Source organism: Streptomyces sp. NPDC046308 (genome assembly GCF_055588065.1).
This window is the reverse complement of sequence record NZ_JBVJFB010000003.1, coordinates 319789-335799: the sequence shown is the minus strand read 5'-3', so window position 1 is coordinate 335799 and position 16011 is coordinate 319789. Positions and strand designations below refer to the sequence as shown.

9 protein-coding genes are annotated in these 16011 nt (G+C 71.8%); 2 read left to right on the top strand and 7 right to left on the bottom strand.

What is annotated here, in order from left to right; translation table 11 throughout:
* Positions 1–24 precede the first annotated feature (24 nt).
* Positions 25–1239, bottom strand: coding sequence for an acetate kinase (locus tag ACZ6JT_RS15300; RefSeq protein ID WP_469210061.1), 1215 nt, complete (start codon positions 1237–1239; stop codon positions 25–27).
* 46 nt (positions 1240–1285) lie between these two features.
* Positions 1286–3376 carry a phosphate acetyltransferase gene (gene pta, locus ACZ6JT_RS15295; RefSeq protein ID WP_469210059.1) on the bottom strand — a complete coding sequence of 697 codons (2091 nt, stop codon included), beginning with the start codon at positions 3374–3376 and terminating at the stop codon, positions 1286–1288.
* Positions 3377–3600: 224 nt separating this feature from the next.
* Between pta and ACZ6JT_RS15290 the strand changes: the two genes are divergently transcribed.
* Together ACZ6JT_RS15290 and ACZ6JT_RS15285 are read left to right on the top strand one after the other, a co-directional pair.
* A complete protein-coding gene (locus ACZ6JT_RS15290) occupies positions 3601–4626 on the top strand; it encodes an ATP-dependent 6-phosphofructokinase (protein ID WP_469210057.1) in 1026 nt (341 codons plus the stop codon).
* A 238-nt stretch (positions 4627–4864) separates the two neighbouring features.
* Positions 4865–6883: a hypothetical protein gene (locus ACZ6JT_RS15285; protein WP_469210055.1), complete on the top strand. Its 2019-nt coding sequence runs from the start codon at positions 4865–4867 to the stop codon at positions 6881–6883.
* A gap of 16 nt (positions 6884–6899) precedes the next feature.
* Here the strand turns inward: ACZ6JT_RS15285 and ACZ6JT_RS15280 are convergent, their stop codons facing one another.
* From ACZ6JT_RS15280 to ACZ6JT_RS15260, 5 genes are all read right to left on the bottom strand, one after another.
* Positions 6900–7523, bottom strand: coding sequence for a helix-turn-helix domain-containing protein (locus ACZ6JT_RS15280; protein ID WP_469210712.1), 624 nt, complete (start codon positions 7521–7523; stop codon positions 6900–6902).
* 364 nt (positions 7524–7887) lie between these two features.
* The gene (gene glgB, locus ACZ6JT_RS15275; protein WP_469210053.1) at positions 7888–10176 is read right to left on the bottom strand and encodes a 1,4-alpha-glucan branching enzyme; all 2289 of its coding nucleotides are present in this window, start codon (positions 10174–10176) and stop codon (positions 7888–7890) included.
* Entirely contained in the window at positions 10173–11624 is a 1452-nt protein-coding gene (locus ACZ6JT_RS15270) for a maltokinase N-terminal cap-like domain-containing protein (protein ID WP_469210051.1), read from the bottom strand. Before ACZ6JT_RS15270 ends, glgB begins: the two co-directional genes overlap by 4 nt.
* Positions 11625–11778: 154 nt before the next feature.
* On the bottom strand, positions 11779–13509 hold the full coding sequence (gene treS / locus ACZ6JT_RS15265; protein ID WP_365470081.1) for a maltose alpha-D-glucosyltransferase: 1731 nt from the start codon (positions 13507–13509) through the stop codon (positions 11779–11781).
* Positions 13506–15500: an alpha-1,4-glucan--maltose-1-phosphate maltosyltransferase gene (locus tag ACZ6JT_RS15260; protein WP_469210049.1), complete on the bottom strand. Its 1995-nt coding sequence runs from the start codon at positions 15498–15500 to the stop codon at positions 13506–13508. The genes treS and ACZ6JT_RS15260 overlap by 4 nt, the downstream gene beginning before the upstream one ends.
* Positions 15501–16011: the final 511 nt, after the last annotated feature.

Here is a 16011-nt window from a genome sequence, read left to right as displayed (position 1 = left end):
CCGTCTGGTGGAAAGTCCAAGTGACTACTGAGTAACGAGTGCGTACGCCTGGGTGGCGATCTCCAGTTCCTCATCCGTCGGGACCACCGCCACGGCCACCCGTGCATACTCCGCCGAAACCAGCCGCGGCTCCCGGGAACGCGCCGCGTTGGCCTGCAGGTCCAGCGCCAGGCCCAGCTCGGCCAGGCCGTCCAGCGCGGCCTCGCGCACCTGGTGGGCGTTCTCGCCGACCCCGGCGGTGAACGCCACCGCGTCCACCCGCCCCAGGACCGCCGCGTAGGCGCCGATGTACTTCTTCAGCCGGTGGACGTACGCGGCGAAGGCGAGGCTCGCCGCCTCGTCGCCCTCGCCCGCCCGCCGGAGCACCTCGCGCATGTCGTTGTCGCCGCACATGCCCAGCAGACCGCTCTTCTTGTTCAGGAGCGAATCGATCTCATCCACCGAGAGGCCCCCCACCCGCGCCAGGTGGAAGACGACCGCCGGATCGACGTCGCCCGAACGGGTCCCCATGACCAGACCCTCCAGCGGGGTCAGGCCCATCGACGTCTCCACGCACACACCGCCCCGGACCGCCGAGGCGGAGGCGCCGTTGCCCAGGTGCAGCACGATCACGTTCACGTCCTCCACGGGCCTGCCGAGCAGCGCGGCCGTCGCCCGGGAGACGTAGGCGTGGGAGGTGCCGTGGAAGCCGTACCGCCGGATGGAGTACGCGTCCGCCGTCGCGGCGTCGATCGCGTACCGCGCCGCGTACTCCGGCATCGTCGAGTGGAAGGCGGTGTCGAAGACCGCCACCTGCGGGATGTCCGCGCGCAGCGCGCGCGCCACCTCGATGCCCGTCACGTTCGCCGGGTTGTGCAGCGGTGCCAGCGGGATCAGGTTCCGGATCTCCGCCAGTACCTCGTCGTCGATCACGGTCGGCTGGGTGAACCGCGTCCCGCCGTGCACCACCCGGTGCCCCACCGCGGCCAGTTCGGGGGAGTCCAGGCCCGTCCCGTCGGCGGCGAGCTCCGCGGCCACGGCCTTCAGCGCGGCCTCGTGGTCCGCGATCGGGCCGAGCTGCTCGCGCCTGCCGCCGGCGGCGCCCGGCCCGGTCAGCGGCTCGTGCACCAGCCGTGAGGTCTCCTCGCCGATCCGCTCCACCAGGCCGACCGCGAGCCGGGACCGGTCCGCCATGTCGAGGAGCTGGTACTTGACCGACGAGGAGCCGGAGTTGAGGACGAGTACGCGCGATGCGGTCACGATGAGGGTCTTTCCTTGTCTCGGGCGGTGGGGCGGGGGAGGGGGGTCAGGCGGAGGCCGCGGACGACGGCCCGCCCTGCGCCTGGATCGCGGTGATGGCCACGGTGGTCACGATGTCCGCCACGAGCGCGCCGCGCGAGAGGTCGTTGACCGGCTTGCGCAGCCCCTGGAGCACCGGGCCGACCGCCACCGCGCCCGCCGAACGCTGCACGGCCTTGTACGTGTTGTTGCCCGTGTTGAGGTCGGGGAAGATCAGCACCGTCGCGCGGCCGGCCACCTGCGATCCGGGCAGCTTGGTCGCGGCGACCGAGGGCTCCACCGCCGCGTCGTACTGGATCGGGCCCTCGACCTGGAGGTCGAGGCGCTGCTCGCGGACGAGCTCGGTGGCCTTGCGGACCTTGTCCACGTCCGCGCCCGAGCCGGAGGTACCCGTCGAGTACGAGAGCATCGCGATCCGCGGGTCGACGCCGAAGGCGGCGGCCGTGGCGGCCGACTGGACGGCGATGTCGGCGAGCTGCTCGGCGTTCGGGTCCGGATTGACGGCGCAGTCACCGTAGACGAGGACCCGGTCGGCCAGGCACATGAAGAAGACCGAGGAGACGATGGACGCCTCCGGCTTGGTCTTGATGATCTCGAAGGCCGGGCGGATGGTCGCCGCCGTGGAGTGCACCGCGCCGGAGACCATGCCGTCGGCCAGGCCCCGCTGGACCATCAGCGTGCCGAAGTAGTTGACGTCGGTGACCACGTCGTTGGCGAGCTCGACGGTCATGCCCTTGTGGGCGCGGACCGTGGCGTAGTACTCGGCGAAAGCTTCCCGCAGGGGAGAGGTCGCCGGGTCGATCAGCTGCGCGCCCGAGATGTCCACGCCGAGGTCGCCGGCCTTCTTCAGGATCGCCTGCTCGTCGCCCAGCAGCGTCAGGTCGCAGACGCCCCGGCGCAGCACCACGTCCGCGGCGCGCAGCACGCGCTCCTCGGTGCCCTCGGGCAGCACGACGCGGCGGCGCTCCGAGCGGGCCCGCTCCAGCAGCTCGTGCTCGAACATCATCGGGGTGACCCGCTCCGAGCGGGCCACCGAGAGCAGGTCGCGCAGCTCGACGGTGTCCACGTGCCGCTCGAAGAGGCCGAGCGCGGTCTCCAGCTTGCGCGGGGTCGCGGAGTTCAGCCGGCTCTGGAGCGAGAAGAGTTCGGCGGCGGTCGGGAAGCTGTTGCCGGCCACCGACACCACGGGCGTGCCCGGCGCCAGCTTCGAGGCGAGCGCCAGGACCTCCTTGCTGGGCCGCTCGTTCAGGGTGAGCAGCACGCCGGCGATCGGCGGGGTGCCCGAGGTGTGCGCGGCCAGCGCGCCGACGACCAGGTCGGAGCGGTCTCCGGGGGTCACCACCAGGCAGCCGGGGGTCAGGGCGTTCAGGAAGTTCGGCAGCATGGCGCCGCCGAAGACGAAGTCCACGGCGTCGCGGGCCAGCCCGGCCTCGTCGCCGAGGAGCACCTCGCCGCCGAGCGCCCGGGTGATCTGGGCGACGGTCGGGGCGGAGAGCGACTTGTCGTCCGGCAGCACGTAACAGGGCACGGGGAGCCGGGCGGCCAGCCGCTCGGCTATGAGGTCGCGGTCCTCCGGGGCCACCCGGTTGACGACCATCGCGACGACGTGGCAGCCCAGGGTCTCGTAGGCGCGGTAGGCGTTGCGGGCCTCGGCGCGCACCGCCTCGGCGTGGTGCCTGGTGCCGCCGACGACGGGGACCACGAGCGCGCCCAGCTCGTTGGCGAGGCGGGCGTTGAGCGCCAGCTCGTCCGGGAGGTTGGTTTCCGCGTAGTCGGTGCCGAGCACGAGCATGACCTCGTAGTCGCGGGCCACCCGGTGGTAGCGGTCGACCAGCCGGGAGACGAGCTCGTCGGTGCCCTTCTCGGCCAGGATCGCCGAGGCCTCCTGGTACTCCATCCCGTACGCGGTCGCGGAGTCCTGCTCGATCCGGTAGCGGGCCTTCAGGAGCTCGAAGAGGCGGTCCGGTCCGTCGTGGAGCAACGGACGGTAGACGCCGACCCGGCCCGTCCGCCGGGTCAGGAGCTCCATGATCCCCAGCTCGACGACCTGGCGGCCGTCGCCCCGCTCGATACCGGTCACGTACACGCTGCGCGTCACGCCCGCACTCCGTCCCCTGCTGTGGATGTCTGTTTGGTCTGCCCTGACCCCTTGACAATACCTCTGCCAATAGATAGGGCGCCCCCCGGGAAAGGGCCTGGCCAGGAGGGTCGAAAGGCCCGGGAACGCGAGCCGCACAGAACGCGCGGCACCCCGGGCCCGTGGAACAATCGGACAGGCTTCACCATTACGCCCTTCATATGTACGGCAGGAGACACAGCACGATGCGTATCGGAGTTCTCACCGCAGGCGGCGACTGTCCGGGGCTCAACGCTGTCATCCGGTCGGTCGTACACCGGGCCCTGGTCGGGCACGGGGACGAGGTCATCGGTTTCGAGGACGGGTTCAAGGGCCTCCTCGACGGCCACTTCCGCCCCCTCGACATCAATGCCGTCAGCGGCATTCTCGCCCGCGGCGGCACGATCCTCGGCTCGGCGCGCATGGAGCGCGCCCGCCTGCACGAGGCCGCCGAGAACGCCGCCGAACTGGCGACGCGCTACGGCATCGACGCCCTCATCCCGATCGGCGGCGAAGGCACCCTGACCGCCGCCCGGATGCTGTCGGACGCCGGGATGCCGGTCGTCGGCGTGCCCAAGACCATCGACAACGACATCTCCTCCACCGACCGCACCTTCGGCTTCGACACCGCCGTCATGGTCGCCACCGAGGCCATCGACCGCCTCAAGACCACCGCCGAGTCCCACCAGCGCGTGATGGTCGTCGAGGTGATGGGCCGCCACGCGGGCTGGATCGCCCTGGAGTCCGGCATGGCCGGCGGCGCCCACGGCATCTGCCTGCCGGAGCGCCCCTTCGAGGTGGACGCCCTGGTGAAGATGGTGGAAGAACGATTCTCCCGCGGCAAGAAGTTCGCCGTCATCTGCGTCGCCGAGGGCGCGCACCCGGCCGACGGTTCCATGCCGTACGAGAAGGGCGCCATCGACCAGTACGGTCACGAGCGCTTCGCCGGCATCGGCAACCGCCTCGCGATCGAGCTGGAGCACCGCCTCGGCAAGGAGGCCCGCCCGGTCATCCTCGGCCACGTCCAGCGCGGCGGCGTGCCCACCGCGTACGACCGCGTGCTCGCGACCCGCTTCGGCTGGCACGCCGTCGAGGCCGTCCACCGAGGCGACTACGGCAACATGACCGCGCTGCGCGGCACCGACATCGTGATGGCCCCGCTCGCCTCCGCGACCACCGAGCTGAAGACGGTCCCCGACGACCGCATGTACGAGGCGGAGTCCGTCTTCTGACCCGCCCGGCCGGGACCCGCGCCCCTGCCGGGCCGGGAGCTCCGGCCCCGTTGTCCCGCCGGACGGCCCCGGAGCCGGTGCTCCGGGGCCGCTCTGCGCCTCCGTGCCCGCCCGCCCGGTCCCGCTGGTTAGGATTCCGGCCGGGGGACCGGCCGGCCGAGTCGTGTGACGGACCGGGCCCGCACGCCGGGCCCCCTCCACCACCCGCACGCACTCGATGGAAAGGTGCCCCCCTCCCGTGGCGACCAGCTCCGCCGTCCGGACCGCCGAGCCGGTCGAGAACCCACCGGGACCCCGGGTCACCGGCCCCGCCGCACGGCGCAGCCCCACGGTCCTCGCCGCGGCCCTCACCGCGTCCTGGGCGGTGCCGCTGCTGCTCCACGCCGTGGCCCTCGACGTGCTGCTCCTCCCCGTCCTGGTCCTGACCATCGCCGCCCTGATCCGCGTCGGCGGCGGACTGCTCGACCGTCTCGTGATCGCGGCCTTCCTGCTCTGCGGCGCCGTGATGGGCTTCGGCCTGCTCTTCTCCGTTTGGCCGTGGGGCCTGGCCCCCGTGCCCGGGGCCGGTCTGCTGCTGACGGTCGCCTCCGTCTCCGGCTGGCTGGCCCGCCGCCGGCCCCGCATCCCGCTGCGGCTGCGCGGCTCGGACGCGCTGGTCGCCGGCACCGTGGCCGTGGTCTGGCACTACGTCCACCACCCGGTGGCCGGCAGGTCGGCCGCCGACCGGCTGGCCTACTTCGTCACGTCCGAGGACCGGATGGGGCACTTCTCGTACTTCACCGGCATCCGGCAGGTCGGCGGCTACGCCTTCCTCCACCAGGACGCCGCCCGGACGTACATGATGACGCCGTCCGAGGCGGTCTACCCGCAGGGCTCCCACTTCCTGCTGGCCTGGGTCGACGCCCTGGTGACCTCCTCGGCCGGGGCGGGCTCCGCCCTCGCCATGACGAACCGGTACTTCCTCTACGTCCTGGCCGCCTACGCACTGTTCTGCGGGGCGCTGGTCTGGGCCGCCCGCTGGATCGGCGGCCCCCGCCTGCGCGGCTGGCGCGCGGCCGCGGTCTGCGCCACCGCCGCCGCGGTCATGATGTCCGGATCGATGGCGGAGCTGATCGAGCGGGGCTTCGACTCCGAGACCATCGGCCTGCTGTTCCTGGCCGTCGCCCTGGCCCTGCTCGTGCGGCCCGCGGCGGGCCGCACCGAGTTCGTCCTCCTCGCGGCGGCCGGCCTGATCGCCGTCACCTACGTCTACAACCTCTACGGCGCCCTCGTCGGCATCGCCCTGGTCGCGGTGCTGCTCGTCCACCGCCGCCGGTTCGCCGGCCGGTGGATCCCGGTCCTCGGGGCCCTGGCGGCCGCCACCCTCGTGGCGGGACTGCCCAGCGCCTTCTCCGTCCTCACCAAGCTGGACGTCGCCAAGACCTCGAACCTGGCCGGCCCGATGGTCATCCCCGACCGCCCGGTGTTCATCGGGCTCGGACTGCTCGCCGTGGTCGCTGCCACCCTCCCGGTGAACCGCCGGACGGGCACCGGGCGGACGCTGCTGGCCCTGGTCCTCGGCGGGGCCGCGCTGATCGGCGTCTTCGGCGCCTGGCAGAAGCACACCATCGGCTACTACTCGTACTACTTCGAGAAGCTGACCGCCGCCGGGCTGGTGATCGCCCTGCTCTCGCTCGGCCTGACCGGACTGATGCTGCCGCCCGCCGGCGGGACGACGGGCCCCGCGCTGCGCCGCCGCGCGGACCTCCTGCTGCGTTCCTGCCTCGCGGCGGCCGCGGCGCTGGCGCTGTTCGGCGGCGTCCAGTGGGGCGTGCCCTCCGGCTGGGGCCACCCCTCGGCCTGGTACGGAAGCCCCCTGCTCAAGTGGAGCCGGGGCGAGGCCAAGAGCGGCGACATCGGCCCGCCGGCCGCCGCCCTCACCGGGCGCGACCTGCCCGGCGTCACCTCCCCGGTGATCGCCCTGTACGGCAACGACGCCTATCTCAACCTCCGGTCGACCTTCCTCGCCCAGATCCTCACCCACCAGGCCGGCAACATGGTCGGGCTGTACGAGGTCTTCTACGTCAAGGTCGGCGGACCCGCGACGGCCGGGGAGGAGGAGTACCAGGCGTCGCTGGGCCACCTGAAGACCGCGATCGCCTCGTGCCCGGCCCCGCCGACCGTCCTGGTGGGCGACCAGAGGACCGCCGACCGGCTCAGGAGCGACCTGGCGGCCGCCGGCAGCGCGGCCACCGTGGTCCACGCGCCGCTGCCCTAGGTCTCCTGGGCGCGGGTCAGGTCGTGCCACCCGCGAGCTGCCAGAAGCGGTCCACGATCCCGACGAGGAACTCGCGGCCGGCGTCGCCGCTGCCGGCCTCGCCCCCGCCGCCGCCCCAGCTGAGCGTCGCCACCATCCGCGACTGGTAGTCGCCGTGCAGCTGCTCCAGCATCCATTCCAGGTTGGCCTTGGGGATCGGCAGCAGCTTGCCGAGCGGTTTCACGTACGCCTGCCAGCGCGTGGTCACCGCACTGCGCAGCAGGTCGGCCAGCTCCTCCTGTTTGCCGGTGGCCGTCACGAACTGGGCCAGCGTCAGACCGAGCACCGAGGCGAGGGCGGCGGACTGGCGTTCGTTGCCCTTCCAGCGCCCGGTGTCCTCCATCTTCTGGTACGAGCTCGTCTCCAGTCCGATCCGCCGGGCCAGTTCGTCCGCGGCGAGCCCCCGGGCCATCCGGTGCTCCCGCAGGGTGACCGGCTCGGCGAGCAGCTCCCCGGGAGCGCACCACAGCACACCGGCGAGCGCCGTGAGCTCGGCCGCAGAGGGCGATATCTCGCCACGCTCCCAGGCCATCACCGTCTCGGGCGCGACGACGAGTCCGTACTGGGCACGCAGGCCGTAGGCGACGTGTCCGGGAGCCATGCCCAGGGCCGCGCGCAGACGACGCGCGGCGGGGGCATTGAAAGGTGGGCTGGAGTGCACACCGCACACCGTAGGAGTGGCCGGGCGACGGCGCCTACAGACCAAACAAACAAGCCCATACCTCGTAGGAACGTCCTATGGAGAGAGGGGCTTTCGTCGGGTTTCCGGGCGACTGTCCGGTAATCGGTGAGCTCGAAGATCCTTTGTTATGCGTACGGTTCCAGCCAACGCCCGCCGGCGCAAGAGTCGTCACACCCTCCACACAAGATGAACCGGACACCTATTCCGTACGTGCTCTTATGCGGGGCCCTCGCCCACGGGGGTGCCGAGGGCCCCTTCCGCTTCCTCCTCTGGCGCTGACCTGCTAGGGCCTGAGCCAGACCGTCGCCAGCGGCGGGAGGGTCATGCGCAGACTGGCCGGGCGGCCCTGCGCCGGCACCGGCTCCGCCCGCAGCGGCTGCGTGTGGTGGACGCCGCTGCCGCCGTAGACCTGGAGGTCGGTGTTGAGGACCTCCCGCCACAGCGGCACCTCCTCCGGCACGCCGATCCGGTAGCCGTGCCGGACCACGGGCGAGAAGTTCGACACCGCCAGAAGCTGCGAACCGTCCTGCGCGTAGCGCAGGAAGGCGAACACGTTGTCCTCCGCGGCGTCCGCCTCCACCCAGGCGAAGCCCTCCGGCACGGTGTCCCGCTCCCACAGCGCCGGCGCCGCCGTGTACGTGCGGTTCAGGTCGCGCACCAGGGTCCGTACGCCCCGGTGGTCACCGGCCGCCGCGTAGGAGTCGTCCAGCAGCCACCAGTCCGGCCCGTACGCCTCCGACCACTCCGAGCCCTGGGCGAACTCCTGCCCCATGAACAGCAGCTGCTTGCCCGGGTGGGCCCACATGAAGCCGAGGTACGCCCGGTGCGCGGCCCGCTTCTGCCACCAGTCCTCCCCGGGCATCTTGGACACCAGCGAGCCCTTGCCGTGCACCACCTCGTCGTGCGAGATCGGCAGCACGTAGTTCTCGCTGAAGGCGTAGATCATCCCGAAGGTCATGTCGTGGTGGTGGTACTTGCGGTGCACCGACTCCTTCGACATGTAGCGCAGGGTGTCGTGCATCCAGCCCATGTTCCACTTCAGGCCGAAGCCGAGCCCGCCCGAGTCCGTCGGCCGCGTCACGCCGTTCCAGGCCGTGGACTCCTCGGCGATCGTCACCACCCCCGGGCAGCGCCGGTACACGGTCGCGTTCATCTCCTGGAGCAGCGCCACCGCGTCCAGGTTCTCCCGCCCGCCGTGCTCGTTCGGCGACCATTCGCCCTCGCCGCGCGAGTAGTCGAGGTAGAGCATCGAGGCCACCGCGTCCACGCGCAGCCCGTCCACGTGGAACTCCTCGCACCAGTACACGGCGTTGGCGACGAGGAAGTTGCGGACCTCCTTGCGGCCGTAGTCGAACTCCAGCGTCCCCCAGTCCGGGTGCGCGGCCCGGCGCGGGTCCTGGTGCTCGTACAGCGGCCGCCCGTCGAACTCCGCGAGCGCCCAGTCGTCGCGCGGGAAGTGCGCCGGCACCCAGTCGACGATCACCCCGATCCCGGCCCGGTGCAGCGCGTCCACGAGGAAGCGGAAGTCGTCGGGGGTGCCCATCCGCGAGGTCGGCGCGTAGAAGCCGGTGACCTGGTAGCCCCAGGAGCCCCCGAAGGGGTGCTCGGCGACCGGCATCATCTCCACGTGCGTGAAGCCCAGCTCCTTGACGTACGCGGGAAGCTGCTCGGCGAGCTGCCGGTACGAGAGCCCGGGCCGCCAGGACGCCAGGTGCAGCTCGTACACGGAGAAGGGGGCCTGGTGCGGGGGCCTCTCCCCGCGCCGTGCCATCCACTCCGCGTCCTGCCACACGTGGGAGGAGGCGGTGACCACCGACGCGTTCGCCGGGGGGACCTCCGCGGACCGGGCCATCGGGTCGGCGCGCAGGGTGTGACTGCCGTCCGGGCGCGTGATGTCGTACTTGTAGAGCGCACCGGCGCCCACACCGGGCAGGAACAGCTCCCACACGCCGCTCGCGCCGAGCGAGCGCATCGGGTAGGCGACGGAGTCCCAGTACGAGAAGTCCCCGCTGACGCGGACCCCCTGGGCGTTCGGCGCCCACACCGTGAACCGGGTCCCGGCCACGCCCTGGTGCTCCATCGGCTGGGCGCCGAGCGCCGTCCACAGCTGCTCGTGGCGGCCCTCGCCGATCAGGTGCAGGTCCAGCTCGCCGAGGGCGGGCAGGAACCGGTACGGGTCGTGGACCTCGATCTCGTCGCTGTCGTAGGTCACCAGCAGCCGGTACTCGGGCACGCCGGTCAGCGGCAGCAGCCCGGAGAACAGCCCGTCGCCCTCGTCCAAGAGTTCGGTCCGCAGCCCCTTGGCGACGATGGTGACCGCCTTGGCGTAGGGGCGCAGCACGCGGAATGCCACCCCGCCCCGCGTGGTGCGGGCGCCCAGCACCCCGTGCGGATCGTGGTGGCGGCCCTCCAGCAGCCGGGCCCGTTCCTCACCGCCGAGCGCGGGCGCCGGCCGGACCCCGCGCGCGGGAGCGGCGCGGCGGGCGCGGGGCGCGCGGGGCTTCTTCGCCGCCGCCGGGGCGGGTACGGCTTCGTCGGGGACGGTCGGTGACGGCTGTCGTGCGGCGCTCACGCGAGCGGCCTCCTCGGGGGCTTCGGGCGGGGATGGGGATGCGGGGAGATGGAACCGGGGGCGGGCGGGGTCGGCGGCACGCGGTGCGCGGGTCGCGCGGGTTCCGAGAGCCGCCGGATCGCGGCCATCGGGACGTGCAGCCAGTCGGGACGGTGCCGGGACTCGTAACGGGCCTCGTACACCGCCTTGTCGGTCTCGTATGCCCGCAGCAGTACGGGATCCTCGCGGGGGTCCCGGCCGGTGGTGCGGGCGTAGCCCTCGCAGAAGGCGGCCCGGCAGTCGTCCGCCCAGGCGGGGGCGAACGGCCGGTGCGAGCGGGCGGCGTAGTCGAAGGAGCGCAGTATCCCGGCGATGTCGCGGACCGCCGGTTCGGGACGGCGCCGGTCGGCCAGCGGCCGGGCCGGCTCGCCCTCGAAATCGATCAACGACCAGCTGCCGTCGAGGGTGCGCAGGGTCTGACCCAGATGGAGGTCCCCGTGGATCCGCTGGGCGGGCACCCCCGCCCCCCGGGAGGCGGCCAGGGCGTCGAAGGCCCCCCGCAGCCCCGCCTCGTAGGGCCGCAGGGCCGGCACCTCCCGCGCGGTCGCGGCCAGCCGGGCGGTCATCCCGGCGGCCAGCCGGGCGGTCTGCTCCGGGCCGAGCGCGACGGTGGGCAGCGCGGCGGCGAGCGCGCTGTGCACCTCCGCGGTGGCCCGGCCGAGGGCGTGCGCCTCGGCGGTGAAGTCGGCCCCGGCGCCGAGCCGGCGCAGCGCGAGCTGCCAGCCGTCGTCGGAGCCGCGCAGGTACGGCTGGAGCACGCCCAGGGTCAGCGACTCGCTCCCGGGCGGCTCGGCCTCGTACCAGGCGACGGGGGCCGGGACGCGGGTGCAGCCGGCGGCCGCCAGGGCCCGGGGCAGCTCCAGGTCCGGGTTGACCCCGGGGCCGACCCGGCGGAACACCTTCAGGATGAACGAATCTCCATAGATCAAGGAGGAGTTGGTCTGCTCTCCGGAGAGGGGCCGGGGGGAGAGCCCCGCCGGGATCGGCGTGGCCGGGTCCCGGTCGAAGCGCAGCGGGCCCAGCACCCCGGGGGAGCGCAGCCGCTCCAGCAGCATCGTCGCGAGCCGCGGGTCGCCCAGGGCCTCGTAGACCGCCCGGCCGGCGTACGGGCCGTCCTCGGCATGGCCGATGAGGGTGGCCGCGAGCGCGGGCGGCAGGGAGGGGCGGATGCCCAGGAGCAGTTGGTAGCAGTCCCCGTCGACGTCGAGGAGCAGGTGCAGCATCCCGGGGGTCGATCCCGGTGGCAGCAGCTCGGCCGCCGAGACGGCCCTGAGGCTGCCGATGGTGCGGCCCTTGCCCGCGAACCAGCGCTGAGCGGGCAGCCAGGCCCTCAGCATCGGTTCCAGCGGGGCGATCCCGGCGGCCCGGTCGGCCGTCAGCCGGCTCCGGGCGGATGCAGCCTCCGACATGGCGTCGCGTCCTTTCCCCGGGCCGTCACAGAATGCGCAGAGTGTCCCGGATGCGCGGCAGTTGCTTATCCGGCATGTGCGAGTGTCGGGTCAGGATGGTCCGTACAGGGGCGGGCGATTGACCCATTCGAGCTGCCCGCCCCTCCTCCGGCCGCTAACCGTCGCGTTGCTCGCCGCGTAGCTCGCCGCGCTTCTCGGTCCGCAGCCGGAACCAGTAGAAGCCGTGTCCCGCCAGCGTCAGCAGGTACGGCCACTCACCGATCGGCGGGAAGCGCACGTCGCCCGTGAGCTCCACCGGGACCCGTCCGTTGAACGACCGAAGATCCAGCTCGGTGGGCTGCGCGAAGCGCGAGAAGTTGTGCACGCACAGCACCAGGTCGTCCCCGTACTCGCGGAGGAACGCGAGCACAGCCGGGTTGGACGAGGGCAGTTCGGTGTACGAGCCGAGTCCGAAGGCCGGGTTGGCCTTGCGGATCTCGATCAGTCTGCGGGTCCAGTGCAGCAGTGAGGAGGGCGACGCCATGGCCGCCTCGACATTGGTGACCTGGTACCCGTGGACCGGGTCCATGATGACCGGCAGGTTCAGCCTGCCCGGATCGCAGGAGGAGAAACCGGCGTTGCGGTCCGGAGTCCACTGCATCGGGGTGCGCACCCCGTCGCGGTCGCCCAGCCAGATGTTGTCGCCCATGCCGATCTCGTCACCGTAGTAGAGCACCGGCGAGCCCGGGAGGGACAGCAGCAGGGCGGTGAACAGCTCCATCTGGTTGCGGTCGTTGTCGAGGAGCGGGGCGAGCCGGCGCCGGATGCCGATGTTGGCCCGCATCCGCGGGTCCTTGGCGTACTCGGCGTACATGTAGTCGCGCTCTTCGTCCGTGACCATCTCGAGGGTGAGCTCGTCGTGGTTGCGCAGGAAGATGCCCCACTGGCAGCGGTCCGGGATCGCCGGTGTCTTGGCCAGGATTTCCGAGACGGGGTAGCGGGACTCTCTTCGCACGGCCATGAAGATGCGCGGCATGACGGGGAAGTGGAAGGCCATGTGGCACTCGTCCCCGCCCTTGGCGAAGTCCCCGAAGTAGTCGACCACGTCCTCGGGCCACTGGTTGGCCTCGGCGAGCAGCACGGTGTCGGGGTAGTGCGCGTCGATCTCGGCCCGCACCCGCTTCAGGAGCCGGTGGGTGCGGGGAAGGTTCTCGCAGTTGGTGCCCTCCTCGGCGTACAGGTAGGGCACCGCGTCGAGTCTGAAGCCGTCGATCCCGAGGTCCAGCCAGAACCGCAGCGCGGAGATGATCTCCTCGACCACGGCCGGGTTCTCGTAGTTGAGGTCCGGCTGGTGCGAGAAGAAGCGGTGCCAGTAGTACTGCTTGCGCACCGGGTCGTACGTCCAGTTGGAGGTCTCGGTGTCGACGAAGATGATGCGGGCGTCCTGGTACTGCTTGTCGTTGTCGGCCCACATGTAGTAGTCGCCGTACGGGCCGTCCGGGTCCTTGCGCGACTGCTGGAACCACTCGTGCTGATCGCTGGTGTGGTTCATGACGAAGTCGATGATCACCCGCATGCCGCGGGTGTGCGCCGCGTCCACGAACTCCACGAAGTCGGCGAGGTCCCCGAACTCCGGGAGGACGGAGGTGTAGTCGGAGACGTCGTAGCCCCCGTCGCGCAGGGGCGAGGCGAAGAACGGCGGCAGCCACAGGCAGTCGACGCCGAGCCACTGGAGGTAGTCCAGTTTGGCGGTGAGCCCCTTGAGGTCCCCGACGCCGTCGCCGTTGCTGTCGTGGAAGGAGCGGACGAGGACCTCGTAGAAGACGGCCCGCTTGAACCAGTCGGGATCGCGGTCCTTGGCGGGGGTGTCCTCGAAGGTGTCGTGGACGGGATCGTTGATCATCATGTGGTGGGTGACCCTCCGGTGGGCGGGGACGGTCGCAGAGCGGCCAGTACGTGCGCGGGCGTTCGGCCCGGCTCTAGGCGCACGTAGTTCGCCCTGCCCCAGTGATAGGTCTCGCCGGTGAGCTCGTCGCGCACCGCGAGGGACCCGTGCCAGTCGAGGCCGAGTACCGGCATGTCCAACGAGACCGTCGCCTCCTGGGTGTGGTGCGGATCGAGGTTGACGACCACCAGTACGGAATTGGCTCCGGCGTGCTTCGAATAGGCGATCACCTGTTCGTTGTCGGTCGAGTGGAAGTGGATGTCGCGCAGCTGCTGGAGCGCGGGGTTGCGGCGGCGCAGCCGGTTCAGGGCGGTGATCAGCGGGGCGATGGTGCGGCCCTCGCGGTCGGCGGCCTCCCAGTCGCGGGGCCGGAACTCGTACTTCTCCGAGTCCAGGTACTCCTCGCTGCCGCGGCGCACCGGGGTGTTCTCGCAGAGCTCGTAGCCGGCGTAGACCCCCCAGGTGGGGGAGAGGGTGGCGGCGAGGACCGCCCGGACCTCGAAGGCGGGGCGGCCGCCGTCCTGCAGGTACTCGTGGAGGATGTCCGGGGTGTTCACGAAGAAGTTCGGCCGCATGACGGAGGCCGAGGCGGTGCCGGACAGCTCGGTCACGTACTCGGTCAGCTCGGCCTTGGTGTTGCGCCAGGTGAAGTACGTGTACGACTGCTGGAAGCCGACCGCGGCCAGCGCGCGCATCATGGCGGGACGGGTGAAGGCCTCCGCCAGGAAGATCACGTCGGGATCGGACTTGTTGATGTCCGCGATCACCTTCTGCCAGAAGACCACCGGCTTGGTGTGCGGATTGTCGACGCGGAAGATGCGGACCCCGTGGTCCATCCAGTGCCGCAGGATCCGGCAGGTCTCCTCGACGATGCCGGCCATGTCGGTGTCGAAGTGGATCGGGTAGATGTCCTGGTACTTCTTCGGCGGGTTCTCGGCGTACGCGATCGTCCCGTCGGCCCGGTGGCGGAACCACTCCGGGTGCTTCTCCACCCACGGGTGGTCGGGGGAGCACTGGAGGGCGAAGTCCAGCGCGATCTCCAGGTGCAGCTCGCGGGCGCGCGCGACGAACGCGTCGAAGTCCTCGATGGTGCCGAGCTCCGGGTGGACGGCGTCGTGCCCGCCCTCGGTCGACCCGATCGCCCAGGGCACGCCCGGATCCCAACTCCCTGCGGACAGGGTGTTGTTCGGACCCTTGCGGAAGGTGCTGCCGATCGGGTGGATCGGTGGCAGGTAGACCACGTCGAAGCCCATCGCGGCGATGGCGGGCAGCCGCTCCGCGGCGGTCCGGAAAGTGCCGCTGACCGGCGCCTCGCCGGGCTCCAGCACCGCCCCCTCCGAGCGCGGGAACATCTCGTACCAGGAGCCGAAGAGGGCCCGCTTGCGCTCGACGAGCAGCGGCAGCGGCTTGGAGGCGGTGACCAGCTCCCGGTAGGGGCGCCTGGCGAGCGCCGCGTCCACGGCGGGGTCGAGGGCGGCGGCGTGACGTTCGGCGGCCGGCCGGTCCTCGTCGCGCATGATCTCGGCGGCGGCCAGCACGGCCTCGCGGCCGTCGCGCTTGGTGATCCGGGTCCCGGCCCGCTCGTAGAGCTCGGCGCCCTCCAGCAGCATCAGCCCGGTGTCGATGCCGGCCGGGATCTTGATCGCGGCATGGGCCCGCCAGGTGGCCACCGGGTCGCTCCACGCCTCGACGGTGTACGTCCACCTCCCCTCGCTGTCGGCACAGACGCGGGCCCCCCAGCGGTCGGTGCCGGGGGCGAGCTCGCTCAGCGGTACGGGGGGCCGCAGCCGCCCGCTCGGATCGCGCAGGACGACGTGCGCCGCGACGGCGTCGTGGCCCTCGCGGAACACGGTGGCCGAGATCTCGAAGACCTCGTCCACGACCGCCTTGGCGGGTCTGGCGCCGCAGTCGACGGCGGGGCGGACGTCCAGCACGGGAATGCGACCGATCATGATGGGATCACCTGGGGGCAGTTCGCAGGGCTCGGTGACAACAGGCCAGTCGGAGTCACGACTGGTAGTGCACGCTCTGTTCGCTCTGTTTCTAGCCGCTCGGAAGACGGCTGGGCTGCGGGCATGGCCGCTCCTGTCCGCGTTCACTCGGGTGGCGGGGAGAGGGTTTGTGGGCGGGTGCCTCGTGCTGTACCACGTGTACCCGGGGAGCCCTTCCCACTCTCGTCCCGCCCAATCCGCGCGCTCGGTTAACTACTCGTACGTAGTGGAACGGGCAATACCAAGCCCCGGATCGACATCCGGGCGGGGCTCCGTCAAGTCGGCCGGTACTAGGTGACGTAGGGCCGACACCACCTGTCCCACAGATCTCCCGGGCCCCGCACGGACCGCCCGAACGAGTGGCCGGGAGACAGGGCCTCGGGACGCGGATACCCCGGCGAACGGCGTGTGCACGACGGGGGGAGGGGATTCGGCCAGGGCCCGCGGACCCCGGCACGGGGCGGGCGGCGGC